A 25,851-nucleotide genomic window follows, 5' to 3' on the forward strand; every position below is an offset into this window, starting at 1 on the left:
GGATCAGTCAATAAAAAAACCGCCGGCCCGCCTCGTGAAAGGCGGACCGACGGTTGAGGTATCGTTCGTGAGGAACGCGTCTGGCTTAGCGGAGCAGGGCCAGCACGTTCTGCGGGTTCGAGTTGGCAATCGAGAGCACCGTGGTGCCGGACTGCACGAGGATTTGTGCCCGCGTGAGTCGAGCGCTTTCCGCGGCGAAGTCGGCGTCGCGGATCGAGCTTTCGGCGTCGGTCAGGTTCTCGAGGGTGTCGTTGAGGGTGAAGATGTTCGTTTCCAGCGTCGTCTTCTGGAAGGCACCCAGTCGACCGCGAAGCGAGGTGACGCGGGTGATGACTTCTTCCACCACGTTGGCGGCACCGATCACGTCGGTGGCCAGCGACTTCGAGCCACCGCTACGCAGTTCGAAGAGCGTGCCATTGATGCCACCCAAGGTCGCCGTGCTGACGCCCTGGATGCCGAGGCGGGCCTGCTGGTTCGAGACCACGTCCGGACCGAGCTGGAAGTTCGCACCACCGCCGGTGATGTTGAAGTTCACCGACGAGCCGGCGCCCAAATCCTGGCTCACCGTGAAGCTCAGGTCGAGCGTCGAGGTGTTGATCGAGGCCAACAGACCGTCACCCTTGGCCTGCACGCCGTTGATACGGGCCGACACGTCGGTGCCTACTTCTCGCGTGCTGCCGTTGCCCACGCCATCGTTCGTGCTGAACGTGCCGGTGAGGGCCTTGACCGAGACGAAGGCGCGGGAACCGTAGTCGTTCGTGGTGAAGACCAGGTCCGAGCCCGACACCGTGGCACTGATGCCCGTCGCATCGGAGACCAGGTTGATGGCGTCGGCGATCTGCGAGATCGTGCTGCCGTTGCCGAAGTTGAACACTTCAAAGCCATCCTGACCGCCGATCTCGAGGTTCAGCTCGGCCGTCAGGGCACCGCCCGAGTAGCGGAGCTCGCCGCGAGTGGCCTGCGTGTCGATGTCGACGGTGACCGTGATCGACGATTGCGTACCGAAGTTCGCCTGATCGATCTGCAAGCCTTGCAGCGAGGGCCCCGAGGAACCGCCACTGGTGAGCCCCGTGTCGGCCAGGTTGACGGTGCCCGTGCCGTCGCTACCCGTGGCGAGCCCGGCGCTGAACACGCTGCTCTGAGCGTTGATCGCCGAGATCACCTGGCTGGCGGTCGAGGCGCCTTCCGCAATCTGCACGATGAGCGTCTTGGTCGAGCTGTTATAGCTGACCTGTTCCGAACCGGCGGTGGCACCACTGGTAAAGCGGACCGAGACGCCGCTATAGGTGCTACCGGCGTTCTGGGCGCTGAGGATGAACAGGTTGTTCGCGTTCGTGCCACCCGTCGTCACGGCCGCCGCGGTGGTCGAGGCCGACACGACCGCCAGGCCGTTGCTGCCCGAGGCCAACGCCCCGCTGAAGACGCCGTTGGCGCCGCTCGCGGCATTGATGGCCGAGAGTACCTGGTTCACCGTGCTGACGCCGTCGTCGATCGTCACGGTGAGGACCTTCGTGCCGGAGTCATAGCTGACCGTTTCCGCGCCAGCCGTGCCGCCGCTGGCGAACACGAGGCTGACGCCCGAGAAGGCCGAGCCCGTGGTGCGGGCACTGAGAAGGAACTTGTCGCCGTCGACGCCGCCAGCCGTCACGGCCGTGGAATACGCGCTGTACACGCCCGTGCCGGCGCCACCCCCCGCGGTCGTCGCGGTGAAGGCCGCCTGGGCGGCGCCACCGTTGGCGTTCAGCGTCGAAATAATCGTGTTGGCGGTGGTCGTGCCGCTGGCGATGGTGAATGTCAGCGCGGTACCCGTGAAGGTGACGGTTTCCGAACCAGAGGCGGCACCGCTCTGGAAAATGATCGTCACGTCGTTGCGGGCGGTCCCGGCCGTGTTGGCCGTGATGGCGATGTCACTGTCCGTGGTCCCCAGCGAAAAAGTCGCCGCCGCGAAGGCGTTGTCGACCGAGCCCCCCGAACCGGCGGCACGCGTGCTCGTGTCGGTACCGACCGTGACCGAAGCGTTGGTGCCGATCGTGGGAATCGACGTCGTGATGAAGTCGAGGCTACCGTCCAACAGACGCTTGCCTTGGAAGGCCGTCGTCCGGGCGATACGGTCGATCGACTCGAGCGAGGAGTCGACCTGCAACTGGTTGGCCGTGATCTGGGCGTCGCTCAATGCACCCGTGTTCGCCGCCTCGGAGACGAGGCCGCGGATATCGTTGAGCAGCGCGCTGACCTGGCCCAGGGCACTATCGGCCGTGGCAATGAGCTGATTGGCTCGCTCGCTATTGGTGATCGCACGCTGCACGCTGATGATGTCGCTGCGCAGCACTTCGCTGGCGATCAAACCGGCCGGATCGTCTTTGCCGACGTTGATCCGCAAGCCCGTGCTGAGTCGCGTCAGGGCGACCTGCAACTCGGCGTTCGACCGTGCCAAGGTCTTCTGGGCCACGATAGAACTAATGTTCGTGTTGATACGCGTCATGCCAGACAATCCTCCAGGGTAGGACGGCTCTGTTCAAGCGCGACCGGAGAGCGGGGAGTCGGACGTTCCGGATCAGCTTGTCGGTGGTTCGCCGCTAGCTCACCGGGAGCCAGGCAGCGGAACTCGCAGAGGTTCTGCGTCGGGTTTGTGGGGTCGGGTGGGGCTCAGGCAGGGTCGGTTCGCAAGGGCAGGAGCTTTCGTCTCTCGCCGGTATCGCAAACCGGTTTAAAACGGATAGCTCACGGTTGGACGCAGGTGGTCGCGCAGGCACCAAAAATTTTGGCTCGTCGCGCTAATCCCACCTTCATGCACCGCACCACGGGGGCGAGACCGATCTCTAGCCGTGGCTGCTGCTAGACACTATCGTCCAGACAGATTGCGCACTTTAGGCAATTCGTGGCCGGCGGTGCCTGTCGTCCGAATGTGTCCTTATGGTCCTTCTCGGGATCTTTGGCCAGTCAGGTAAACAAATCTGGCCGCGACGGCGCAGATTGAGATTCCCCCTGGTCGATTCCCTCGGAAGAACCAGCAAGACCTGCCGAGCAAGGCCCGCCGCATCGCGCTATTCGTTATTGTTCGTACCACCGGTTCGACCGGTGCCGCGCGAAACGCTCTTGCCCAGGTCCTTCGTGTCGGACGGATCGAGGCGGCTGGCGCGGAGATTCTCGCGCTGGATGGCTTCGTACACCTCGCGTCGATGAACGGGAATCTCGGTGGGGGCGTTAATTCCCAGACGCACCTTGTCCCCCCGGATGTCAACAATCGTGATCACGATGTTGTCACCGATGATGATGCTCTCATCGCGTTGTCGGGAAAGGACCAGCATCGAGGACTCCTTGTTGGTCGGGCGCCTCTTGCTCACCGCCGGCGGGCAATCCTGCTCTCGACGAAGCTCGAGAACGGCGCCACTCGCGCGGGGCAAGCGATGGATATCCTGGCGGCGGGGGCCGGGGGTGGGGTTGTATCGGTCTGCGTCGATCGAGCAACGCTCGGATCGAGCTAGGGCGGGCAGGTCGTCGTCGGTCGGGGCGTCGTGCGGCGGGGTGGCGAAAGGGACGCTAGCCCCTCGCGCCGTCGTCAGGCGCTCTTGCGGAGCGTTGGTCGGGGCTCGAACAACTCGTGCTGAATGGCAACCTCGGCATTGTTCACCACTTGTCGGCCTAGACGCCGTTCGAGGTGAAGGAGCAACGGGGCTTTCAGATTGAGCGTAATAGTGCGGTCGTTCTGCCCAACAATCACCAGCACCTGCGCATCCTGCACGCCGGACAGCTCCAGCGAGGCGAGTTCTTGACGCAGGACACGCACCTGGTAATCGGGCACGAAACGGCGCGGACTCACCACGGCCAGCGCCACTTCGGGCTGGACCGTGCTCTGCAACCAGCCGAGCAAGTCGTTCTCGGCATCGGACATCAGCACCCAGTGGCGGCACAGCTCGAGCCCGAAGAGTCCCGCGGGAAACCGCAGCACATCTGTCGGCTCGATCGTGACCGCACCGAAGCGGGTAGTTTGGATCTGCATCATGCTCGTCCCCAAGTCCGCCCTCGGAAAGCCTGGCGTCGATGGGCTCCGTAAGGAGCGAAGCGTGTGGCCTCGAGGGCAGCCTTTTGTCCTTGGCTCCGCCTCGCGGCACGTCACCCGGTGCTCGTTGGCATATCACCCACCCTATCAGGTGAGCGAGAACGCCACCTCGGGTTGGATCCGCGAAGAAACACCTGGCGAGCGTCAGCTATCACTGGCGCACATTGGTTTCATCGGAAAAAGCCAATCTGTGGGGCCAGAAAAAACTTTTACAGAAAGTCCAATAGGGAAAGACGGAAGGTTTGGGCAATCGATTGCAGCGAGGCCTGCATGGCTGCTTGCCGCGTGACCAACTCCGAAAGGACCGCCGCCAGGTCCGCATCGATTTCGTCCGAAAGGGTCGACTTCAGCTCGATCACCTCGTTTTCGAGACGTGCCTGCATCAAATCGAGCGATTGCTGCCGAACCCCCAATTCGGCCCGGGCGAACGAGAAAGCGGTCGACGCATTGTCGAGCATCTCGATCGAGCGGGCAATCGCGCGTGTATCGTTCACTTCGAGCGCCTGTCGCAAGCGGATCAACGCCGTGAACGCGCCATCCACTTGCTGCGGATTGACGTCGCGACCGGTAAGCTGGTCGGTGCCGTTCGAGCTGGCCGACGTCGCGCCCGCGGGAATCAGCCCCAACTGCACGGCTGCCTGGCTGAGATTCGTCGACGTTACCGTAATCGAGGCCCCGGGCGTCGCATCGGTGGTGACGAGCTCGATGCCATTGCCGTATGCGGCCAGCCGTGCGGTAACACGTGTGGCGGGATCCTGGTTATCCGCATGCAGGTTGATCAGGTCGAGCACGTCTTGAATCGTCGTCGCGCCGTTCACGTCGATCTCGAGCTCGACGCCGTCTTTGCGGCGAATCACGAAGTCGGCTCCCAGCGCGTCGGGCACCGGTGCGCCGTCGGGGCCGAGCGGAATGACGCCGATGCCGTAGTTCAAGTCCTTCAGCCGTGTGGCGCCGGTGAGCGTGCGTACGCCCAATTGCGAGGCCGTGGCTCCGCCGTTCTCTCCTACCGAGAAATCGGCGCCACTCAGCCGCGAGCGAATGCTAATGCTCTTGCCGTCGGCGGCGATCTCGGCCAGGACGCCCGCCTGCGAGCCATTGAGCTGGTTGAGCAGGTCTTCGACGGTCACGGCGCCGGCGAAGCTGATGTTATAGGTCACGCCGCCATTCACGATCCGCAGCCCGGACGCCTGATCGAATTCGACTCCGCTGCCGCCGCTGGTCGTGGCCGTTGCGCCGGGATCGAGCGTGGTCGCCGTGACGACCCCTTCGCCGCTGTTCGCGCCTTCGTGTCGATCGAGGCTGGCGCGGAACGTCCCCTCGGCGTTGACGACCTCGATCACGCGATTGGCGGTCGTCGTGCCCGAGGCGATCGTGATGGTGAGCGTTTTGTTCGAGGGATCGCTATCGTCGTAGACGGCCGTCTCCGCGCCAGCGGCGCCCGGCCCGCCGTCGACGTAGAGGATCGTGACATCATTGAACTCGGGGCCACGCTGGCTGGCCTGGAAGACGAGATTGTTGTTCGTGCCGGTCGAGGTGATCGAGGCCGTCGCCCGCACGCCCAGGAGGTCGTCGAGCCGCGTGGTTTTGGTGACGCGCGGCGCGAGATCGGTGCTCACGACCGGGCCCGGCCCGGAGCCCCCCGCGCGCGCGATTCCCAGATGCGTGGCGGTCGTGCCTCCCCCGACGTCGACCAGCCGCAGATCGCCGCTGTCGAGCGCGACGCGCAGCCCGTTCGTCGTCAGGTCGGCGCGCACAACGCTTCCCGCCGGAGGATGGGCCTCGAGCAGTCGGGCAATGTCACCCAGCGTCTTCGCGCCGCTCAGATCGATCGTCGAGGTGGTCGTGCCGTTCGAGATCTGCACGCTCCCGAGCGGCACTCCTTCGCCGTCGAAAAGATCGGCCAGCGGCGTGTCGGCCGAGACCACGGGATTCAGGTCCGCCGTCCCTTGGACGGAGCTCGAGAACGTGCCGAACACGTCGTGACCGGTGATGTTCGTGGCAAACAGCACGTCGAGATCGGCGTAGCTGAGCAGTGTCCCTTCGTTGCCGCGGTACTCGACATGCTCCCCCCGCATGGCAAAGGGGCGATCGGCGGTCTGCGTGCCAGCGAAGAGATAGCGGTCGCGAAAGCGCTGGTTGCCCAAATCGATCAACTGCGCGATGGCGCGATTGACGTCGCTGACCGCCGCTTGGCGCTGCAGATCGCTGGCGGTCGAATCGGAGACGGAGAGTGCAATGCCACGGATCTCGGCCAGCAAGTCGGACACGCCGCCGAGGCTCGTATCGGTGGCCCGCAGATAAGAGGCGTTCGTGGTGAGATTCGTTTGCACCGTCGTCTTGCGCTCGAGCAACTGCTGCAGCCCGACCGCGCGCAAGGCCGAAGGAGCGTCGTCGCTGGGCAGGATGATCCGTCTGCCCGAGCTGAGTTGCGTCTGCAGACGAAAGAGCTCGAGCTGGTCGGACTGCAATTGCGCCAGGAGTCGCTGGCGGCCGAGCTGGTCGCTGATGCGCGTCGTTGGAACGGGGATGATCGTGCCCATGACCGCTCGAGACTCTGGAGGCTAGGCGAAACGGTGTTTCGGTAGTTCGTCGCGTCAGACCGTGACCAGGATGCCGATCAGGTCGTTGATGGTCGTGATATAACGGGCGGTGGCCTGAAACGCGCGTTGCAGCGTGATCAGCTTGACCGCCTCTTCGTCGAGGCTCACGCCGCTGATGGCGAGCTTTTGCCCCTTGAGCGTTTCCTCGAAGACGGTAAATCCATTCGTCGTGGCGCGGGCCGCCGCCGAGGCCTGGGTCACTTCGCTCGTGAGCCGATCGTAGAGCGTCGCAAGCGAGACGCCGTTTCGCGAGGCGAGCGGTTTGTCGAGAAAGTTCGCCATCTCAACGGCATTGGTCGTATCGGCGCCGATCCCCTGGCGACTGGCCGCGAACAGGGCGGCATCCTGCAGCAATTCGCCGCGCACGCCCAGGTCGGCGGCCGTGCTACCCGAGAAGAAGACGCCCAGGCCAAGCGAGGCGAGCACGCCGCTCGTGTCGTCGGCAAAGGCGAACTGCAGGTTGTTCGAATCGGCCGTGATGCGCACGCGGCGATCGGTGGTGATGGTGGCCGAGATGCCGCGCACCGCGTCGAGCTGCGCCACCAGATCGGCCAAGGACGTATCGGTCCCCAGGCCATCGAGATCGACGCGAATGTTGGTCGTTTCGGTGAGCTTCGTATCGGTGTTGTACACCTGCACCTGAAAGCCACCATGCTCGACGCCGAAAGGCAGCCCGACGGCATCGAGCGGCAGTGCCGTATTGCTGACGCCATAGCCCGACGTCAGGCTGCTATACCCCTTCAGCCCCTGCCCCGACGAGAAGAGCTTGTTGAACTCGAAGGCCAGGCTCGTGGCGAACGAGTTGATCTGATCGATGAAATTGCCCAGGATCTGGTCGCGCGATTCATACAGGCCGGCCAGCTCGCCCGACGAGACGCGCAGCGGCGAGTTCGTTTCGCGAATGCGAATCTCCGCGACCGAGAGCCCGCGATCCGAGGCGTAGTTGACTTCGACCTTGCGCGAAGTGGCCTCGAAGACCAGGAACTCGCCCCCCACAAAGAGGTTGACCGAGCCACTCGACTGTTCTTGCGCGTCGAAATTGATCAACTCGGCCAGATTGGCCAGCGCCTGCTGACGCTGGTCGCGCAGACCGACGGCGTCGCTGCTCGAACCGTCCCCCCCTTCGATCTGCGCGATGCGGACGTTGAGCGTGCGAATCTCTTCCACCAGGCGATTGATATCGTTGCCGATGGCGATCACTCGATCGTTGAGGTCCGAACGGATTTGCTTGGCGCGCGAGTCGAGCCGCTGAATGTCGGCCGCCAGCGTGCGCCCCTGCAACACGGCCAGATTGCGCACGGAAACGCTTTCCGGCTGCGTGAGAATCTCGGAGATGCTGGAAAAGAAGTTGTTGAGCGACGAGCTGAGATCCGTACTCGACAGTTCGCCGATCAGCCCTTCGAGTTGCAGGTAACTGTCGCGCTGCGTCGAGGCGTTCGCCCGGTCGCTCGTGGCGCCGCGCAGACGCTCTTCGAGAAAGTGATCGATCTTCTGCACGATGCCGTTGACCTGCACGCCCAGGCCGAGCAACAAACGACCCAGTTGTTGCGTGGGCGCGGGAGCGAACACCACCTCTTCGCGGATGTATCCCGGGGTGTTCGCGTTCGCGATATTCTGGCCGATAACCTGCAGGCCAATTTGTTGGGCCTGTAGGGCATTGGCGCCCAGTCGTATGGATCCCGAGAGTGACATGCACCGACCTTATCGAAACGCCGTGGCCTGTGTGTTTTGCTCACGCTGCCTGGTCAACCAATGCACCGGAACTCGTCGCGGCGTCCATTCCATATGTCGGCTGGGGGCGCCCGCCAGACGCGATAATCTCCAGGATCTGCGAGAGATGGAGCATGGTGCGCTGCACGATGACCCAGTTCGTGAGGCTCTGGTGCTGCAGCAGCCGCGCCCGCTGGGCCGAATCGCGCAACGGTTGCTTCAACTGATGGGCCGCGGCGGTGTCGAGCGAGTCGGCCAGCTCGCGCAGGCTCTCGACCTTGCGACCTGCTTCCGTTGCCTGCGCTAGCAGTTCGCCACGGCGACGGTGGCAGGCCTGCAGTCGCTCGATCATCTGCGGCTCGCGCTCGTCGAGCGCCGCCATGCCGGGCAGGTCGACGGCGGCCAGCAGCCGCTGCTTCTCGCCGAGGAACTCGAGCAGCTCCGACTGCACCGTCGAGAGATCGTTCAAGAGCGAGGCGATCTCGGCTTCCCAGTCTGCATTCATACGCGACTTCCTTGCACCGGTCGTCATCGCCGCGGGATCGCGGCGGTGGATCGTTTTTCGGATTCGGTTCGAGGGGGCGGCGTCGGCGATCGTGGCGCGGCTCGCGCCGCGAGGCTTTACTTCCGCGACAAGGCAAACAGGTCGTACATCGGGTCGGCGATCTGGTGAGCACTGGCCTTGGTCATTTCCTTGGTCAGCGTCTGGTCGAGCTGCTGGGTAAACATTTCCTCGGCGCGGCCACCGTGGAAGTACGGCGTCTTGCCCAGCGTCGAGCGCATCGACTTGAGCATCGTGCTGAAGAAGGCTTCGCCGACAAACTCGTCGAAGACCTCGCGCAGCCGCGGATCGTCGGCCCCCTGGCGGCGAGACTCTTCCGCGCGAACGCGCTCGCCCAGGCGGGGCGAACTGTTCAGGTCGAGCATGGCGGCGCTGTTGGCTGCGGTGACTTGCATGGCGATCTTCTGGCTAGCGGGCGCGATACGGTCTGCGAGGCTGACGCCACTATTGGATAATGAGCTTGCCGTGCAGCTTGCCGCTGCGGTCGATCTGCTTGATGATCTCGATGATGTCGGCGGTCGGTACTTTCACGGCATTCAGGGCATCGACCAGGGCCTTCAGCTTCGTGGGGGTCTGTTCCTGTTGCGGGCTGATCGGCACGAAGCGATCGAGCGTCGGCGGCGCCTCGGTGTCGATCACGACGTTGGCGTGTGAGACGGCAACCGCGCCGATCTCGATATCGCCGTCGATTACGATACTGCCGGCCCGTTCGTTGATCACGACGCGGGAGTCGGTCGTGACTTCGGGGCCGAGCAGAATCTCGAGTCCCATGATCTGCGAGATGTAGTCGACCGGATCCTGCTGATACTGGTCGAGCAACATCACGAGCACGTTCTGCTGGTTGGCGGCACGGGCGATGTAGCCGCGTTCGCTCTGCACGCCGAAGGGAGTCTTATTCACGGCGTCGGCCACGGCCTGGGCGATTTCGAAATCGGCATGGCTCTCGTCGAGCACGAGCGTGATCAGCCCGTCGCGGATGTACTGGTGGAAGAAGTCTTCTTCCAGTTGGCAGCCGCCGTGAATGCGGCCCGTGGTGGGCATGCGGTCGTTGTCCAATTCGATCGCCCCCGAGGCGAACGCGTACACGCGGGTGCTTTCCACGTCGGGACCCTGCAGCGGCGTGAGCATCAGTCGGCCGCCGGCCAGGCTCTTGGCCGCGCCGATCGAGGCGACGGTACACTCGATGCGATCCCCCTGGCGACCGCCGGCGGCGGGGATCCTGGCCATCACCGTCACCAGCGCGATGTTCTTCGCGTCCTTGAGCTCGATCGCTCCGCCGGGGCCGATCGGGTTGCCCATCAACTGCAGGGCGGTGGCCAGGCTGCGAATGGCCGGCAGGAACTTGCCCCCATCCCCCGAGCCATTCAGGCCGACGACGAGCCCTAGCCCGACCAGCGTGTTTTCTTCCTGCCCCTTCACGCGGCAGATGTCCTTCAAACGCGTGGCGGCCGTGGCCGGCGGCGCCATCAGCAGCCACGCGGCCAGGCAGGCAACGAGGCTCGAGAGCGAGATTCGCAGAGTGCAGTTCATCTTCATCGGTGGCTCGTGGATTCGCAGGCAACTAGAAGGGGCGATACTCGTCGATGAGCTTCAGCAGCCAACCGCGACGATAGCCGTCGCGGACCATGCCGGTCTCGTACTTGTTGATCCGCAGCTCGGCCAGATCCTCGCTCAACACCGAGTTGTTCGGCAGAATGTCCTGCGGCCGCACGATGCCGGTGAGCGAGTAGTTCCACACGTCTTCGTTGTTCTTGATCTCTTTACGAGCTTCGAGCACCAGGTTGCCGTTCGGCCGGATGTCGACCACTTCGGCCGCGATCGAGAACTTCAAGCCGTCGCGGGCCTCCAATTCCGATTGCCCGCGACGCTGGGCGTTCAAGATGGCCTGAATGCCGGGCGTGCCGTCGTAGAAAGGATCGGGCTTGAGATCGCCGTTCTCGAGCTTCATCCACTGCATCAACACGGCGTTGATGTTCGACTGCATGCGCTGGTTGACTTCGCCTTCGCTGATCAACTGCGACTTCTCGTCGACGATCACCGTGACCAGGTCGTGCAGCCGCAGCTCGCGGGGCGGCTGAACCTCGATGTAACCCCACGACGTGCCGGCGAGCGTCAACGGGGCACGACGCGCCGGATCGCCGAACATGCTCGAGCTCTGAGCGCGGGCCTCGCTACTCAGCAGCACGCTGCCAGCCACGACCAGGCCGGCCAGCCAGGTCGATCGCAGGTTGGAACGATGTCGCCGCATATCACTCTCCGATCGTGGGCGTCTGGGAAGCGGTCGATCGACGCCAGCCGACGGTCTTGGTCGGAACGGTCGTCGCCGGTGGCGGAAGTACGGTCGTCGCGCTCGCCGTGGTGGCGCTCGTGGTGGCCGTCGTCGCCAGCGGGGCAGCCGCCGAACGCGGCATCGACACGGCCTGGGCGAAGACCTCCACCTCTTGCACGCCGCTGACACGAGCGAAGAACGTGCTTCGCGTGCCGAAGGACTCGACTTCGATCAGGTCGCCGATGCCGCCATCCTGCTTCGAGCGGGCTGTCGTGCGAACCCGGATGCCGGGGGCTCGCGAGTACACCGTGACGGCGTCGCCACGTCGCACGACGATCGGCTCGCGAAGATCGCTCGCGGCCAGCACGGCCCCCGCCGGAATCGAGCGTGTCACCTGGCGGCCAATGGCGTCTTCGGGAATCTCGAGCCCCACGATGTTCGTATCGTTCGAGCGACGGGGCTGGAACTGCAAGTCGCTCGCCTGCACGATCGAACCTCTCGGCAAGGTGCGCGAGACGGCAAGAATCATCGCCGGCAGCGAGACCTCGGCCGAGACGCTAACGCTCGTCTCACCCTCTTCGCTCGAACGGCGCACCGTGAACTTCTGCACGCCGACCCAAGGGGCGGTGCCACCCGAGACGGCAAGAGGATGGTCGACCGATGCCGCGAGGAACGGGCGAAGCTCCCCCTGGATGCCCGACACCTTCACCTGCCACGCGGCGGCGCCAGCCTGTTCGGTCAGATAGTCGATCAAGGCGTCGGTGATCTGCTCGACGGCCCGGTCGCGTTCGTGACGCGCGATCGGGCGTTCGGCGGGCGCCGGGGGGGCCGCAGGCTGCGGCATGGCCTTCGGTTCGATGGGCGTGTGGATGACCGCTTGCGACGCGCCGCTCAGCGTGTGACCGGTGAGATTTACGCCACGCAGCAGCAGCAAGTCTTGTAGCTCGCGAATCGGCAGAAAGCGATTCTTGCCGGCGGCCGGCGCGGCAAACAGTGGGATATTGCCCAGCGTGTCGGCTTCCGCGCCGTCGGCCGCGTGAATGTCGGCCACGTCGGCCAGCGTCACGAGCGACGTTGCCGGAACGCAGTCGCGTCGCAGGCGAATCTCGGCCGCCACGGCCAGCGGCGCGCCCAGTACGAACAGGGCGGCCAGCGTCGTCGCGAGTTGTCGGGAATAAACGTGCATGTTGGGCAGCGTGCGAGTTCGAAGAGCGAGTAAAACGACGAGGCCGTAACCGACTTAGAACCGGCGCAGGTTGGCGACGAGCTGCAACATCTGATCCCCCGCTTGCACCATCTGCGAGTTGAGCTCGAACGAGCGTTGCGTCGTGATCAGGTCGATGAGCTCGTCGACCGCGTTGACGTTCGACGCTTCGAGGAACGTCTGCCGGATGAGCCCCAGGCCGTTCTGACCCGGGTTGCCGATCACGGTCGGGGGATTCGAGGCATCGGTCTGCTGGTAGAGGTTTTCGCCGAGCGGCAGCAGACCTTCGTTGTTGATGAACTTGGCAAGCTGAATCTGGCCGATCTGCGAAAGCTGCTGCTGGCCGAATTGGCGCACGAAGACCAGCCCTTCGGGGCTGATGCTGATCTCGGTGGTGTCTTGCGGAATATTGATGGCCGGCTCGATCAAGCGGCCGTCGCTGGCCGAGCCGAGCACGACGTCGCCGTTGGCGTTGATCGAGAAGTTGCCCGCACGCGAGTAGAGAATCTGCCCCGACGGATCGACGATCTGGAAGAAGCCATCCCCCGCGATCGCCATGTCCAGCTCGCGACCGGTGTCGATGAACGCACCCTGCGTGAAGTTCAACTGCGTGCTTTGGATGCGCGTACCCAGGCCGATCGAGATACCGGTCGGCGTAACGTTGCCGATCGAGTCTTGAATGCCGGGCAGAATCTCGTGCTGGTAGAACAGGTCCTCGAAGTTGGCACGCGATTCCTTGAACGCCGTGGTGTTCAAGTTCGCCATGTTGTGCGAGATGATGTCCAGCTTCGTCTGGAGGGCTTCCATGCCCGTGGCAGCGGTATACAGTGCTTGGACACTCATGATTCTCTTTCCGACGTGTGGCGCTTGAGGGGAGTAGTGGAACCGCCGGCGATGCCCGGCGTCTGATTGATGATTGGATTACTTCACGGACAGCACGCGGTTGATGAGCGTGCCGAGCATCTCGTCCTGGTTGCGGATCAGGTTCACGTTGGCCTCGAAGGCCCGCGAGGCCTCGATGAGCCCCATCATCTCGTTCGTGGGCTTCACCCCCGATTGTTCGAGAAATCCAGACAGCACCTGGCGCTGCTCGTCTTCGACGGCGGTCGTGGGAGCGAGCGGCTGGAACAGGTTCGAACCCACCTTGGCCAGATCGCCGTAGGACTTGGGATGCACGATGGCCAGGGGGACCAGCGTGCCCGCCTGCTGGATCGAACCGTTCGGCGTGATCTGCCAGGGGCCCAAGGCGTCGTCGATCACGATCGGCGATCCGCCGTCGTCGAGCACCGAGTAACCGTCCGGGGTGACCAGCGCGCCGTTGTTGGTTCGCATGAAGTTGCCGGCGCGGGTCAAAAAATTCTGATTGTCTTTGCGAACGACGAAGAACCCGTCGCCGTTGATCGCCAGGTCCGTGGTGTTCCCCGTCCGCTGCAAGGGGCCGGCGGAGAAGTCGGTCTTCGTCTCCTGCATCAACACGCCGCCGCCAATGTCATTGATGGTGCCGGTGCCGGGGATCGCGCCTCCTTGCTGAATCTCTTCAGCGTAGCGGGCACGGAAAACGGCCAGATCGCGCTTGAAGCCGGGCGTGTCGACGTTGGCCATGTTGTTGGCCAGCACGTCCAGCCGCTTGCTCTGAATCGTGGCTCCTTCGGCCGAGATGTAAAAACCGTAGGGCATCGGGCGTCGGCTCTGCTGGGGAGCAAGTTGAGAGGGAACGTGTGAACGACGAATGACGGCCGCACGAAAGCAAGGTGCGTGCCAACTCGCGAGAAGAAATTCGCACGCCCCCGTGCTAGCACGAAAAAAGTCGCGTTGCACAAAGATTTAACCCTCGCGTGACAGCATGCGACGCGAGTCGCGTCTCCGATCGGCAAAGATCGCGCGAAGCGCCGCTCTTGCCGATCGAGGCGCAGAATCCGCCGTGTCGGCAGCGCTTCGGCACGAATTGCCGAGCGCAGTCTTTAACGCGTGCGGCTGGCGGCGATCAATTCGGCCGCCCCCCGCGAGAGCAGCTCTTGCCCCACGCGTTCTCCCAGAGAGGTGGCATCCTTGGCGGGAGCTTCTCCCCGGGCAGACAGACGCTGTTTGCCATCGGCGCTGAGCACCGCGGCGTCGAGTTGCAGCACGCCCTCGTGCAATCGGCCCCACGCGGCGACCGGCGCCAGGCAACCGCCGCGCAGCGTTGCTAGCAGCGATCGCTCTGCCGTCACCGAGGCGTGGCTGGCATGGTCGTCTAGCTGCGCCAGAATCGAGCGCGTCCCCTTGTCGTCGGTGCGGGCCTCGATCCCCAAGGCCCCCTGACCGATCGCGGGCAGCATCACGTCCAGCGGCAATAGCGAGGCTATACGCTCGGCCAGCCCCAATCGCTTCAGCCCCGCTTCGGCCAGCACCAGCACATCGAACTCTCCCTCGTCGAGCTTGCGCAGACGCGTATCGACATTGCCCCGCACGTCGACCATCTCCAGGTCGGGCCGATGATGCCAGAGCTGCGTGCGGCGGCGCAGGCTCCCCGTTGCCACGCGCGCCCCTGGAGGGATCGCTGCGAGCGAGCTCGCCCGAGCGCCCAGAAGCGCGTCGCGCGGCGATTCGCGTTCGGGCACCGCCGCCAAGGTCAGTCCCGCGACGGGATCCGTCGGCAAATCTTTCAGACTATGAACCGCGCAGTCGATGACCCCGTCGAGCAACGCGCGCTGAATCTCCTTGGTAAAGACCCCCTGCGTCCCCATCGCGCCGATCGAGCCCGTCTGCTCCCGATCGCCGATGGTCGAAATGGGAATCAACTCGACGTTCACGCCGGCAGCGGCCAATTGGGTGGCCACCCATTCTGCCTGCCAGCGTGCCAGGGCACTGGCGCGCGTTCCGATCCGAACCGTGGGCGTCACAGCGTACTCGCGATTGCTTCTAGGGCGTTCAATCCAGCCCAGACGTTCGGGCCAGAACCACCGTCACGACACGGCTCGCGCCAGCACGCTTGAGGATGCGGGCCGCTTCGCTGGCCGTGGCGCCGGTCGTGAGAATGTCATCCACCAGCAGAACATTTGCCCCGCGAAAATGATAGCGGCCGGTCGACCGAAACGCACCTCGCACATTTTCGAAGCGCTGCGTGCGCAGCAGCCCACTCTGGAGCCGGGTGGAACGCCGACGCGAGAGGGCATCGCGAGCCAGAGGCAAACCTAGCTCGTGCGACAACCGGGCGGCGATGATCGCCGCGCCGTTCGTGCCGCGACGCAGCCATCGCCGCCAGTGCATGGGAATCGGCACGATCGCGTCCGCCTCGGCAGCCGCCAACAGCGCCCGGCGATGCCGCGCCAGCAGCGAAGCGAGCGTGACGGCGAACAGATCGACGCGGGCCGTTTTCGTCTGCAGGATGGCCGAGCGCAGGGGACCGTCATAGGTGCCCAGCGTCACAACCCGATCGAACCAGAGCTTCGTCCGCCGACAATCGGCACACGCCTGGGCATCCGCATCCGCCCCCTTGGCGCCGCAGCGGACGCAACGCGGCACGTTTGTTTCTACCAGTTCGCCTTCGCATGACTCGCAGGCGAACGGTTGTGCCGAGCGGTCCACGAGATCGGCCCGGCAGAAGGTGCAGCGGGCCGGAAAGAGCAGGCTCAAGGCACTGCTGCCGATTTGCCTGGCACGTTTCGCGGCATATTCGGCCCCGAATGGTCCCCCAGCTCGAGCGCGCTCCGCGATTTTGTTCGCCCAGGACGAACCCATGCCTGCCCCCTCGCGTCAACGCATGCTAGCAGTCGTTGGCGCCAACGCCAGCCGCCTGCCTGTTTCGCCTGCGAACTTTCCGAAGCCGCAGGCGAATCGACACCGCCACGGTATGTCCGACCTTGACCCGCCGCAAGAGGTTTCCCTATGCTGCCACGGCTCGACAGACAACCTCCTTTATCACCTCCCCAGCTCACGCCGCGCCTCGCCGACCCAGCCGCGCCGCGGTGCGCAAGGCGGCCATCCTTGAAACGCCAGCGCTCGTCCAACGCCGTGTCCGATCCGCCGCAATCCCTGAGTCAGCGTGCGCAGTGGGCGGCCGGCCAACCGATCAGCGATCTGATGCACCGGGCCCTTGCCCATCCCGAGTTGATCTCGCTCGCCGCGGGATTTGTCGACCAAGAATCGCTACCGGTCGAGGCCGTACACGTCGCGGCCGACATGGTGCTCTCCGACCCCGTCCGTGCGCGGGCCGCGTTGCAGTACGGCACGACCCCCGGCTATCAGCCCCTTCGCGAGCAGTTGCTCGCCCGATTGAAGGCGGCCGATGGCCATCCCCCTTGCGAAGCGAGTCTCGCGCTCGAACAGGTGCTCGTCACGGCGGGTAGCAACGAGTTGTTATTCCTGCTGGCCGATACATTGATCGATCCGGGCGATATCGTCCTCTGCGGAGCCCCCTGTTATTTCGTCTTCCTGGGCATCGTGCATAACCAGGGGGGACGGGCCGTTGCGGTCGAGGTCGATCAAGATGGCATGGTGCCCGAGTCGGTCGACGCGGAGCTGGCACGGTTGGCCGCGGTGGGCGAGCTGAATCGCGTCAAGGCGATCTACGTCACGAGCTATTTCGATAATCCCAGCAGCGTGACGGTCAGTCGCGAGCGACGCCCCCAGCTCGTCGAGATCGCCCAGCGCTGGTCGCGCCACGAGAGCCGCACGGCCCCCATCTATATCCTCGAGGATGCCGCCTATCGCGAGCTGCGCTACGAGGGAGACGATGTCCCTTCGCTGCGCGCGTTCGACGAGTCGGGCGAAACGGTCATCGTGACCGGATCGTTTTCCAAATCGCTGTCCCCCGGCCTCCGCGTCGGTTTCGGCGTCTTGCCCCCCGCGCTGATCGAGGCGGTGCTCAATCAGAAGGGGAACATCGACTTCGGCGCGCCGAACTTCAGCCAGCAGATCGTGCATGCCGTGCTCGAACGCGGACTCTACGAGCCGCATGTGGCGCAGCTCCGCGAGCGCTATCGCGAAAAACGCGACGCCATGCTCGACGCGGCCGAGAAGTTTCTGCGGCCGATCGAAGGGGCGAGCTGGCTGCGCCCCTTGGGGGGGCTCTATGTCTGGCTCAGTCTCCCCCCGTCGGTCGATACCGGACCCCACGGCACGTTGTTCGATCGCACCTTGGAAGAAGGGGCACTTTATGTGCCCGGGGAGTACTGTCATCCGGCCGAGCCGCGCGACCCACCGCGCAACCAGATTCGGTTGAGCTTCGGCGTCCAGTCGACGTTGCGGATCGGCCTGGGCATCGAGGCCCTGGCCCGCGCCGTGCAGCGAGTCTTGCAAGACGCGACCTGACCGTTCGGCAGATCATGGAAGATCGTCCCTCATGAAGATCATCGATCGCTACCTGTTGCGGCAGTTTTTGCAGGTCTTTCTGATCTGCTTCTGCAGCCTCACGGGTCTGTACATCGTCTTCGACGCCTTCAGCAATCTCGACGAGTTCATGCACTATGCCGAGGGCAACGGCAGCCTGCTGGGCTTGATGGGCCAGTTCTACGCCTACCGTTCGATCTTTTTCTTCGATCGCACTAGCGGCGTCCTCGGGCTCACCGCGGCCATGTTCACGGTGACCTGGATCCAACGCCACAACGAACTCACCGCCCTGGCGGCGGCGGGTATCGCCAACCGCCGCGTCGTCATGCCGGTCATCGTGGCGGCCATCCTCATCAGCCTCAGCGCCGCGTGCGTGCGCGAGTTGGTCATCCCGGGATTGAGCGAACAGTTGAGCCGTACACCCTCCGACCTCGTCGGCACGGCCGGGCAGGATCTCGAGCCTCGCTACGACAACAACACCGATATCCTGATCCGGGGCCAGGCCACCATCGCTGCCGAAAAGCGGATCGTCGCCCCCAGCTTCCTCTTCCCCCCGTCGCTCAACTACTGGGGTAAGAATCTTGCGGCCGAGAACGCCTACTATCAGCCGCCGCAAGAGGGCCGCCCGGGGGGCTACCTGTTCGACAAGGTGACGCTGCCCGCCGGCATCGCGAACCTGCCGTCGATCAGCCTGGCCGATCTTCGCGTGGTCATCACCCCGCAGGACGCCCCCGACTGGCTCAAGCCCGATCAATGCTTCGTCGTGAGCGAGGTCGATTTCGATCAGCTTGCCGGGGGCCGAAATTGGCGACAGTTCGCCTCGACGCGGCAATTGATCGCCGGGCTGAGCAATCCGAGCCTCGATTACGGCGCGGATGTCCGCGTGGCGATCCACTCGCGCTTCGTGCAGCCGTTGCTCGACGGCACGCTGCTCTTTCTGGGGCTGCCCCTCATCATGCGGCGCGACAACCGCAACGTCTTCCTGGCCGTGGGCATGTGCGTGGCCGTGACCAGCGTCTTCATGCTGGTCGTGTTCGGCCTGCAGCACCTCGGCGCCGTTTATCTGGTCGATCCGGCGCTGGCCGCCTGGATGCCACTGATGATCTTCGTGCCAGTGGCCGTGGCCATGTCCGATCCGCTGCGCCAGTAGACTCCCCGGCGACGCATATCCCAAGCGCGAAGCGTAAGCGAGGAAAGTGTGTAAGGTCAGGTACGCACGTACCTGACCTACAAAATTGTTGTTGCATCGCCCTTGTATTTTTCCTCGCTCACGCTTCTCGAATTAGCCCGATTCGATCCAGGCGTGGCGACGCGCAAAAACCCACAACCAGCGCGGTGGCCGAAAATCGACGGCGCAACAAGCCGCGCACTCGCGTACAGTGGTAAGTCAGGTACCCTGTACCTGACACTTGTTCGACTCGGCCACATCGAACGTCTTCGCCCTCGCGCGATGGTGCGCGTACCAGCGCCTCCTACCAGGCCACCAATACCCGGTTGAGAAGCACGAGCGCCCAGCCTGGTCCTCGATACGCAAGTGCCCACCACCGCACCGCTTGCAAAGAATCCGCTGCTCCTGCGGCGACCGAGTGGTCCGCGATGGTGCGCATGGTGCGCGAACCAACACAATTTCAAAACGCACGCTTCGCACTTAGCAAGCCAGTTTCTCTGGCCGAACGGCCGATCGGGTCAACGTGGAAAACACCTCGATCGCGGTGAACGTGGAAAACGCCCCGCAGGGGCAACCCAAGCTAGCCCAGGGCAACGCCCTGGGGGTGAAAGTGCGGAACCAAACAAACAAGCCCTGAAAGGGCGCGCCAACCACGCACGGCACAACCACGATGGTCCCTCGATGTTTGGATCGCCCTTTCAGGGCTCAAATGTTTGGCGTCGCGTATCCAAGGCCCCAGGGCGTTGCCCTGGGCTAACTTGGTTTGCCCCTGCGGGGCACTGCCTGGCGCGATGCGTTCCCGACACTCCGCCTCGCTCACGCTTCGGGTTAAGATGCGGTCGAGCAGGTAGGGTGTCGAACAGCGCGCGCAGCGAGGGGGGACGACTATGACGGACATGTCCGAGCAGCCGTGGGTTGACGGCAAGACGATCGGCCAGGTGCTCGCCGCCACCGTGCGGCGGCATGGCGAGCGCGATGCGCTGGTTTTTCCCGTGCTGGGGCTGCAACTCAATTATTTTGCGTTCGACCGCGCCGTCTACGAGGCCGCCAAGGGCCTGCTCGCCTTGGGCGTGCAGCGAGGCGAGCACGTCGCCATCTGGGCGACCAATGTTCCGGAGTGGGTCGTCTTGCAATTCGCCACGGCCCGCATCGGCGCGGTGCTCGTGACGATCAATCCGGCTTACCGCGCGTTCGAGTTGAAGTACGTGCTCGAGCAAAGCGACGCGGTGGCACTGTTTCTCGTCGATCGTTTCAAGACGTCCGACTATTTCGCCCTGCTCAACGAGGCCTGCCCCGAGCTGACCAACTCGACGCCGGGAATGCTCAACTCGAAGGCCTTTCCCAAGCTACGCGCCGTGGTGGCGATCCAGGGAGCGACTCCGCGCGGCGCCCTGTCGTGGAGCGAAATGCTCGATCAGGGAAGAAACGTCGACGCCAGCGAATTGGTCGGACGCGAACGCGAATTGAAAGCGTCCGATCCGATCAACATTCAATACACCTCGGGCACGACGGGATTCCCCAAGGCGGCCATGCTCACGCATCGCAACCTGTTGATGAACGGATTCTATGTCGGCGCCTGTCAGAACATCACCCAGGTGGACCGCATCTGCATTCCGGTGCCGTTTTATCACTGCTTTGGCTGCGTCATGGGCACGATTTGCGCCGCCGTGCATGGCGCGGCGATGGTCGTGCCCGCCGAGTCGTTTCACCCCACCGCCACGCTCGACGCCATCGAGCAGGCCCGCGCCACGGCGATCTACGGCGTGCCGACCATGTTCATCGCCCAGTTGCAGGATGCCAGCTTCGCCGGCCGCGATCTGTCGAGCCTGCGCACGGGGATCATGGCCGGCAGTCCCTGTCCGATCGAGATCATGCGACAGGTGATCGACCAGATGGGTGCCCGCGAGATGACCATTGCCTACGGGCAAACCGAGGCCTCACCCGTCATCACGCAGACGCGTACCGACGATCCCCTGGCATGGCGCGTGGAAACCGTGGGGCGCGAACTGCCCGGTGTCGAGGTGAAGGTCGTCGATCCCGAATCGGGCCAACCCCTGCCCGACGGCACGCAGGGAGAACTTTGCACGCGGGGGCACGTCGTGATGCTGGGCTATTACAAGAATCCCGAGGCCACGGCCCGCGCTATCGATCCCGCGGGGTGGCTACACACGGGCGATCTCGCGCTGCGCACCGTCGAAGGAAACTTCCGCATCACCGGTCGCATCAAGGATATGGTGATTCGCGGGGGCGAGAACATTTATCCCCGCGAGATCGAGGAGTTCCTTTTTCGGCATCCCGCGATCGAACAGGCCAGCGTGCTGGGCGTGCCCGATCCAAAATACGTCGAGGAACTCTGCGCGTGGATCAAGCTCAAGCCGGGCGCCACGCTCGATGCCGACGCGGTACGAGCCTACTGTCGTGCGGAGCTCGCGCACTACAAGGTGCCGCGGTATGTGAAATTCGTCGAAGAGTTTCCGCAGACCGTGACGGGCAAGATCCAGAAGTTCAAGATCCGCGAAGTGATGATGGACGAGCTGGGACTCAGCGAGCAGGAGACGGCCTGAGGTTTTCCGGTTTTCCGCCATGTCCGATTTTTTTCTGGACACCTGCGCGCAAAGCGATATTCTTAAGGTAACAATCACCTCCAGTATGGGAGGGACGGGGCAAATTTACGTGAGGGGAACCCTTGCTGCAGAAGGGTTCCCTTTTTGTTGCGCGCGTCAGTCATGACGCGCAGCGTCATGACTTGGCGTTGCAAGGCGTCATTCGCGCGCGTCGGCCGGTGGAATAAAGGCCACTCCCACACGCGCCGGCGCCACATCAGCGCACGTCGCGGGGTCGAGCACGAGGGGCGCTGCCACCCTTGCCTGGGGGAACCTCTTGCGCAGCGCATCGCGCAGCTCGTCTCCCCAGGAGCGGGCGTCCCACAGGATCACTCCGCCGGTGCGAGCCAACTCAGAATCGTCAGTCCAGGGATTGAACTCGGCAGGCAAATCGAAGCTCCCCGGCGCGAAGCTGCCATACACGCGCGCGTGCTCGTTGCCGTAGAAGCTCACGTTGCCGGCCAGCCACCAGTCTCCCGCGACCAGTTCGAGCGGGCGAGCGTAGCGCTCGTGCCACTCCCGTTCGATCTGCTCGGCAAGCTCATCGCCAGCGAAATGGACGCGGCTGGCCTTGTCGGTGGCGTAGGGACCGAGCCCGTTTCTCACCAGGGTGCCTGCGACGAAGACTCCGCCAGCCAAAACGCTCCAGGCGAAGACGTCGCGCAAGGCCTTGCGGGTCGGCTGGACTTCGTATGAGACGAAGAGCGCCAAGGCCGCGAACGACCAGAGCGGGGCACCCCACATGCTGCGCATTTGCATGCCGAACAGGCACGCGATAGCCACATGCATGACAAGCGGACCTAGGACCATGGCGGCGAGATAGTCGCGCGCGAATCGCTGCGACGGCGCGAGCGGGCTTCGCTTGCGCCAGGGCCAGCCGAGCAGGCCGCAGCAGCCGATCAACAGTGGAACCGCCGCGCCAGCCTGACCTAGCAGAAATCGCAACGGATTGAGCAGATGGTCCGAGAGTTCCGAGCCGTCGTCGGCACGCCCCAAGGCGTAGCGAATGCTCATGAAGTCCCGATCCCACATCCACCAGCCATGCGGAGCAAAGATCGCCAAGGCCACGGCCAGAGCGAGCCAGGGCCCCGGCGTGGCCAGCGTCTGCCGACCTTCGCGCCGCAGGAAGAAGAACAGCGTCATCGGGATCAGCAGAAAGCCGACGCTGTACTTGGTGAGCAGCCCCAAGCCGACGGCGAACCCGGTCAGCAGCCAGTAGTGCCACCGCTGCTGCGTCAGTGCCAGGTAGAACAACGTCACCGACCAGGCCCAGGCCGGCATCAAGACGACGTTGTGGTTCAGCTCGGTGCTGGTGAACGTATAGTAATAAACCGATTCGAGCAGCACGACCGAGGCCGCGGCGACGCCCGGCACGGCGACCTCGCGAGCCAGCCGCCACACGGCGAAGAAGCACGCCACGATCGAGATCTGTGCCATCAGATACAAGCTCCAAGGCGAGTAGTTCGTCGCCGTGAGCATGAACTGGGCCTCCCACGCGGGAAGGGGCGGATGCTTGTGATATCCCAACTCCCATTCGCGGCCCCAGAAAGACATCTCGATCGCATCGACCGGCAGGTTGGGTTGCGTCAGCGTGGGAATGAGGGTCCACACCAGCAAGTGCAGCAGACAGAAGCCGACGATGACCTTGGTCCAGCGAACATCGCTCGACGTTGGCTGGCTCGCGGCGTCGAAACGTGGCGCTGGAGGGGACTTGGCAGGTACGCCCGAGGGCCGATCGGAATGATCGGCGCGAGGTGGGCCGATGGTGCTGGCGAGCGCGCAAAAGTCCGCCCCCCCTCGCCTGCCCATGGATCGGAGCATCCTGCTCATTCGCGTCCCGACTGCGCCTACCGCGGCTGAATTATCGGCCGGAAGATTAGGCGGTTCGAGAAGGAGACGCAAGATCGGTTGCCGCGGCCCCGAGAAGGGCAAGATATTGCCTATTTTTAAGGCGTTACGGTCAGGCGTGCCAGCGGACGTTGCGGCTGGTCGGGGTTCTCCTCGAGCCATACGGCGAGACGTCGACCGCCGCTGACAGTCCGTTCGAGCACTTGGTGACCGTCGCGCACGAACGAGCGATCGTGCCACTCGGCGCCGTCGAACAGCGCCGCCACGCGCTCGCGGTCGGTCCAAAAGAGGAGTTGGCCGTCTGCCTCGAGGGTGGCCCAGGGGGGCGTCGTATCGGAGGTGAGTCGCGCATGCAGACCGGCCAGATCGATCGGCGCGATGTCGGGCTTGGCCCCCTGCTTCGAGGAATCGTTTTCCGCTTGCGGATCGAACGTGAACACCTTGGGTCTTGCTGCCGCCGGCGCCGAGGGAAACCGCGCGGCAAGCTTCAGCAAGACGATCATCTCGCCAGCCGTTGTCAGCACGGCCGGATCGGTGACTCCGCCCGCTTCGAGGATCGGCTGTCCGACGAGCGGATCGCGGCGCCACTGGTTCCATTGCTCGCCAAGTTCACCGACCGTCGCCGCACGGCGCGAGACGAGCAGGTCGGCGGGCTGCCACGATTCGCGAAAAAGCCGTGGATCGATCGGCGGCCGCCACACTCCCTGAGAAACGGCTGCCCAGCGCAGGCGATCCTCGCCGCGCGCGGCCACCGTCTCACCCAAGGCTCGCAGCAGCAGCGGACTGTAGCTCGCGTCGTAGCCCGTCAGCAGGAATCTCACCCAAGCGCTCGACGCGACGGGGTCGGTCGGCACCGGTGGCACGGTGTCGGGCGTGGTTCGCTGCGGAGGCCTGGCCAGAAACACCGGCAATGTTGTATCCAAGTTCGGCAGGCCTCGGCCCGTGTCGCGCACGGCAGAAGTAGCTGCAAGAGTCGCTTGTCCCGTTACTGCTTTCAACGTTTCAGACCCACTGCCCGGTTGCTTGGAGGTTGGTTCCGCTTGTTCCGCCTCACCATCCCCCGCATCGCGACGAAACTCCTGCACCTTCATGCGCGCCTGCTCGACGGTCGGAACGGCGAGCGATCGTCCCGGTCGTTCCCCCGCTTGTTGTTCCGCCACGAATTCCGCCAGGCCCGTTTGCACCCAGTCGGGCAGGATCTGATCGAGTTGCGTCACGCGGATGAAGGAGTGGACCGCTTCGCGACGCACCTGCGGCATCTGCGTGGCAAGATCGGGTTGCCCGGGCGCAATGTCGACGAAGAGGGCGACGTCGTCATTCAGCGTGCGCGGTCCACCCGGCTGGGGACCGTTCGCATTCTGCCAGCGGCGAGTCACCATCACTCCGACGGCCGAGATGCAGAAGGTGGGCTGGTGATGCGCATCGGTCCAGAAGTCGGCCAGTCGCCCGATGTGGGTCCAAGTCTCTTCCAGATCCTTGGCGACCCACTCGGCCTCCTCGGCGCTCGTCGTGCTGGTGACGCAGAAGTGGCGGCTCCAGTATTCCCAGCCGAGTTGGCTCTTGCGGCGGGTGTAGCGCGGCCAGTCGCGATCGTCCTTCGGATGGGGCTGCGGCTGGCGAATGCTGCGGTGAGGGATCACCTCGGCGAAAAGTTCCACGCGCGCAGGGACGAACGCGGCCACGAGCAACAGGGCCGGCACGACGCGTATCAAACGTGGAATGCGATCGGCGAACATGACACCTGTCTGACAGCAGGCACTTGCTAGCAAAGTTTCGGACACCTAGAGCGTGCCCGTCGAAGCCCCCTTACATACCCTACCATCGGTTCGATCGGTCCGATCCCTACATTTTGCTCAATCGGAACCTGTAGACGACACGATAGGAGAAAAGGAGTCGCAGGATCGCGCGACGGTCGGGAGCGGAGATCCTCCGCGGACAAAGCCGTTCTGCCACGCGGGCTGGTCTCGCCACGGAAAGATGCCGCGGCAATCCATCCAATACATGGTTCAGGGGGAATCGGTGATGAAGACGGCACTCGCGCGCACGAAGGCCGCAGGCACGACCGGCGAAAGTCGTCGTGGGCGGCACTCGTGCCACCGGTGTATCACCCCCCTGCTATTGCTGGCGTGCGTGCCTCTCTTCTCCAGCCACGCCGTTGCCGGTGGCTTGCCGCTTCCTCGCGCATCTCGCCTGAATCCGGCCGCGTCGAAGTCGCAGGTATCGGACGGTACCGCTTCGGACGGACAATACCGAGCCCAGGCGATTCCCGTCACCATAAGCGATAAACAAAACCAAGCGGTCGCGCCAGTCTCGCTGACCGTGCCAGGCGGCAATTTTGGCCTGGCGGAAGAATCTACCCCAGGCGTTACCCCGGCAATCTCTCCACAACGGACGGCCTATCCGAGCTTCGTGCGTCAGGCCACCCAGGATTCAAACGTTTCACGCTCCGCCGCTGATCGGGTTCCTGGGGCTCGGGTGCAGGGTCCGTTTCAGATTATTGACCAGTCGGGTGAGTTT

The 25,851-nt window shown here is 64.2% G+C and carries 20 protein-coding genes; 4 read left to right on the top strand and 16 right to left on the bottom strand.

All coding sequences use genetic code 11. The features are described 5' to 3' along the window. Positions 1-85 precede the first annotated feature (85 nt). The 14 genes from KF708_22250 to KF708_22315 all read right to left on the bottom strand — a co-directional run bounded on the left by KF708_22250 (position 86) and on the right by KF708_22315 (position 16,125). Positions 86-2,482 carry a flagellin gene (locus KF708_22250; protein MBX3415422.1) on the bottom strand — a complete coding sequence of 799 codons (2,397 nt, stop codon included), beginning with the start codon at positions 2,480-2,482 and terminating at the stop codon, positions 86-88. Positions 2,483-3,044: 562 nt separating this feature from the next. Continuing rightward, positions 3,045-3,308, bottom strand: coding sequence for a carbon storage regulator CsrA (csrA, locus tag KF708_22255; GenBank protein ID MBX3415423.1), 264 nt, complete (start codon positions 3,306-3,308; stop codon positions 3,045-3,047). Between the two features lie 251 nt (positions 3,309-3,559). Continuing rightward, a complete protein-coding gene (gene fliW, locus KF708_22260; GenBank protein MBX3415424.1) occupies positions 3,560-4,003 on the bottom strand; it encodes a flagellar assembly protein FliW in 444 nt (147 codons plus the stop codon). A gap of 266 nt (positions 4,004-4,269) precedes the next feature. Then, positions 4,270-6,600, bottom strand: a complete 2,331-nt coding sequence (locus tag KF708_22265; protein MBX3415425.1) for a hypothetical protein — start codon at positions 6,598-6,600, stop codon at positions 4,270-4,272. A 54-nt stretch (positions 6,601-6,654) separates the two neighbouring features. Further along, entirely contained in the window at positions 6,655-8,352 is a 1,698-nt protein-coding gene (gene flgK / locus KF708_22270; protein ID MBX3415426.1) for a flagellar hook-associated protein FlgK, read from the bottom strand. Between the two features lie 40 nt (positions 8,353-8,392). Then, complete coding sequence (gene flgN / locus KF708_22275; GenBank protein MBX3415427.1) at positions 8,393-8,875, bottom strand: flagellar export chaperone FlgN; 483 nt, start codon at positions 8,873-8,875, stop codon at positions 8,393-8,395. Positions 8,876-8,991: 116 nt separating this feature from the next. Further along, positions 8,992-9,327, bottom strand: a complete 336-nt coding sequence (locus tag KF708_22280) for a rod-binding protein (GenBank protein MBX3415428.1) — start codon at positions 9,325-9,327, stop codon at positions 8,992-8,994. 49 nt (positions 9,328-9,376) lie between these two features. Next, positions 9,377-10,468, bottom strand: a complete 1,092-nt coding sequence (locus tag KF708_22285; GenBank protein MBX3415429.1) for a flagellar basal body P-ring protein FlgI — start codon at positions 10,466-10,468, stop codon at positions 9,377-9,379. A 25-nt stretch (positions 10,469-10,493) separates the two neighbouring features. Beyond that, positions 10,494-11,180, bottom strand: a complete 687-nt coding sequence (locus KF708_22290; GenBank protein ID MBX3415430.1) for a flagellar basal body L-ring protein FlgH — start codon at positions 11,178-11,180, stop codon at positions 10,494-10,496. Between the two features lies 1 nt (position 11,181). Then, positions 11,182-12,387 (bottom strand): flagellar basal body P-ring formation protein FlgA, encoded by a 1,206-nt coding sequence (gene flgA, locus KF708_22295; GenBank protein MBX3415431.1) that lies wholly within the window; start codon positions 12,385-12,387, stop codon positions 11,182-11,184. Positions 12,388-12,441: 54 nt separating this feature from the next. Next, positions 12,442-13,248: a flagellar basal-body rod protein FlgG gene (gene flgG / locus KF708_22300; GenBank protein MBX3415432.1), complete on the bottom strand. Its 807-nt coding sequence runs from the start codon at positions 13,246-13,248 to the stop codon at positions 12,442-12,444. Between the two features lie 78 nt (positions 13,249-13,326). Next, positions 13,327-14,082 carry a flagellar basal-body rod protein FlgF gene (gene flgF / locus KF708_22305; GenBank protein ID MBX3415433.1) on the bottom strand — a complete coding sequence of 252 codons (756 nt, stop codon included), beginning with the start codon at positions 14,080-14,082 and terminating at the stop codon, positions 13,327-13,329. A 284-nt stretch (positions 14,083-14,366) separates the two neighbouring features. Continuing rightward, positions 14,367-15,287 (bottom strand): hydroxymethylbilane synthase, encoded by a 921-nt coding sequence (gene hemC, locus KF708_22310; protein ID MBX3415434.1) that lies wholly within the window; start codon positions 15,285-15,287, stop codon positions 14,367-14,369. 28 nt (positions 15,288-15,315) lie between these two features. Beyond that, positions 15,316-16,125, bottom strand: coding sequence for a ComF family protein (locus tag KF708_22315; GenBank protein ID MBX3415435.1), 810 nt, complete (start codon positions 16,123-16,125; stop codon positions 15,316-15,318). Positions 16,126-16,371: 246 nt separating this feature from the next. Here KF708_22315 and KF708_22320 point away from each other — a divergent pair, with 246 nt between their 5' ends. From KF708_22320 to KF708_22330, 3 genes are all read left to right on the top strand, one after another. Further along, positions 16,372-17,697, top strand: coding sequence for a PLP-dependent aminotransferase family protein (locus tag KF708_22320; protein ID MBX3415436.1), 1,326 nt, complete (start codon positions 16,372-16,374; stop codon positions 17,695-17,697). Positions 17,698-17,728: 31 nt separating this feature from the next. Then, positions 17,729-18,865 carry an LptF/LptG family permease gene (locus tag KF708_22325; GenBank protein ID MBX3415437.1) on the top strand — a complete coding sequence of 379 codons (1,137 nt, stop codon included), beginning with the start codon at positions 17,729-17,731 and terminating at the stop codon, positions 18,863-18,865. A 905-nt stretch (positions 18,866-19,770) separates the two neighbouring features. Continuing rightward, on the top strand, positions 19,771-21,447 hold the full coding sequence (locus tag KF708_22330) for an AMP-binding protein (GenBank protein ID MBX3415438.1): 1,677 nt from the start codon (positions 19,771-19,773) through the stop codon (positions 21,445-21,447). 198 nt (positions 21,448-21,645) lie between these two features. Here the strand turns inward: KF708_22330 and KF708_22335 are convergent, their stop codons facing one another. Together KF708_22335 and KF708_22340 are read right to left on the bottom strand one after the other, a co-directional pair. Then, a complete protein-coding gene (locus tag KF708_22335; protein ID MBX3415439.1) occupies positions 21,646-23,307 on the bottom strand; it encodes a glycosyltransferase family 39 protein in 1,662 nt (553 codons plus the stop codon). A gap of 125 nt (positions 23,308-23,432) precedes the next feature. Continuing rightward, a complete protein-coding gene (locus KF708_22340) occupies positions 23,433-25,070 on the bottom strand; it encodes a hypothetical protein (GenBank protein MBX3415440.1) in 1,638 nt (545 codons plus the stop codon). Positions 25,071-25,356: 286 nt separating this feature from the next. Here KF708_22340 and KF708_22345 point away from each other — a divergent pair. Beyond that, positions 25,357-25,851, top strand: a 495-nt coding sequence (locus tag KF708_22345; protein MBX3415441.1) for a hypothetical protein, incomplete at its 3' end; no start/stop codon positions are given.

This window comes from Pirellulales bacterium (genome assembly GCA_019636335.1).
GTDB lineage: Bacteria > Planctomycetota > Planctomycetia > Pirellulales > JAEUIK01 > JAHBXR01.

What these genes read in the sequence shown, in the direction of transcription:
- KF708_22250 (MBX3415422.1), bottom strand. Translation starts at nt 2,482, where the DNA reads ATGACGCGTATCAACACGAACATTAGTTCTATCGTGGCCCAGAAGACC.
- csrA (MBX3415423.1), bottom strand. Translation starts at nt 3,308, where the DNA reads ATGCTGGTCCTTTCCCGACAACGCGATGAGAGCATCATCATCGGTGAC.
- fliW (MBX3415424.1), bottom strand. Translation starts at nt 4,003, where the DNA reads ATGATGCAGATCCAAACTACCCGCTTCGGTGCGGTCACGATCGAGCCG.
- KF708_22265 (MBX3415425.1), bottom strand. Translation starts at nt 6,600, where the DNA reads ATGGGCACGATCATCCCCGTTCCAACGACGCGCATCAGCGACCAGCTC.
- flgK (MBX3415426.1), bottom strand. Translation starts at nt 8,352, where the DNA reads ATGTCACTCTCGGGATCCATACGACTGGGCGCCAATGCCCTACAGGCC.
- flgN (MBX3415427.1), bottom strand. Translation starts at nt 8,875, where the DNA reads ATGAATGCAGACTGGGAAGCCGAGATCGCCTCGCTCTTGAACGATCTC.
- KF708_22280 (MBX3415428.1), bottom strand. Translation starts at nt 9,327, where the DNA reads ATGCAAGTCACCGCAGCCAACAGCGCCGCCATGCTCGACCTGAACAGT.
- KF708_22285 (MBX3415429.1), bottom strand. Translation starts at nt 10,468, where the DNA reads ATGAAGATGAACTGCACTCTGCGAATCTCGCTCTCGAGCCTCGTTGCC.
- KF708_22290 (MBX3415430.1), bottom strand. Translation starts at nt 11,180, where the DNA reads ATGCGGCGACATCGTTCCAACCTGCGATCGACCTGGCTGGCCGGCCTG.
- flgA (MBX3415431.1), bottom strand. Translation starts at nt 12,387, where the DNA reads ATGCACGTTTATTCCCGACAACTCGCGACGACGCTGGCCGCCCTGTTC.
- flgG (MBX3415432.1), bottom strand. Translation starts at nt 13,248, where the DNA reads ATGAGTGTCCAAGCACTGTATACCGCTGCCACGGGCATGGAAGCCCTC.
- flgF (MBX3415433.1), bottom strand. Translation starts at nt 14,082, where the DNA reads ATGCCCTACGGTTTTTACATCTCGGCCGAAGGAGCCACGATTCAGAGC.
- KF708_22315 (MBX3415435.1), bottom strand. Translation starts at nt 16,125, where the DNA reads ATGGGTTCGTCCTGGGCGAACAAAATCGCGGAGCGCGCTCGAGCTGGG.
- KF708_22325 (MBX3415437.1), top strand. Translation starts at nt 17,729, where the DNA reads ATGAAGATCATCGATCGCTACCTGTTGCGGCAGTTTTTGCAGGTCTTT.
- KF708_22330 (MBX3415438.1), top strand. Translation starts at nt 19,771, where the DNA reads ATGACGGACATGTCCGAGCAGCCGTGGGTTGACGGCAAGACGATCGGC.
- KF708_22335 (MBX3415439.1), bottom strand. Translation starts at nt 23,307, where the DNA reads ATGCTCCGATCCATGGGCAGGCGAGGGGGGGCGGACTTTTGCGCGCTC.
- KF708_22340 (MBX3415440.1), bottom strand. Translation starts at nt 25,070, where the DNA reads ATGTTCGCCGATCGCATTCCACGTTTGATACGCGTCGTGCCGGCCCTG.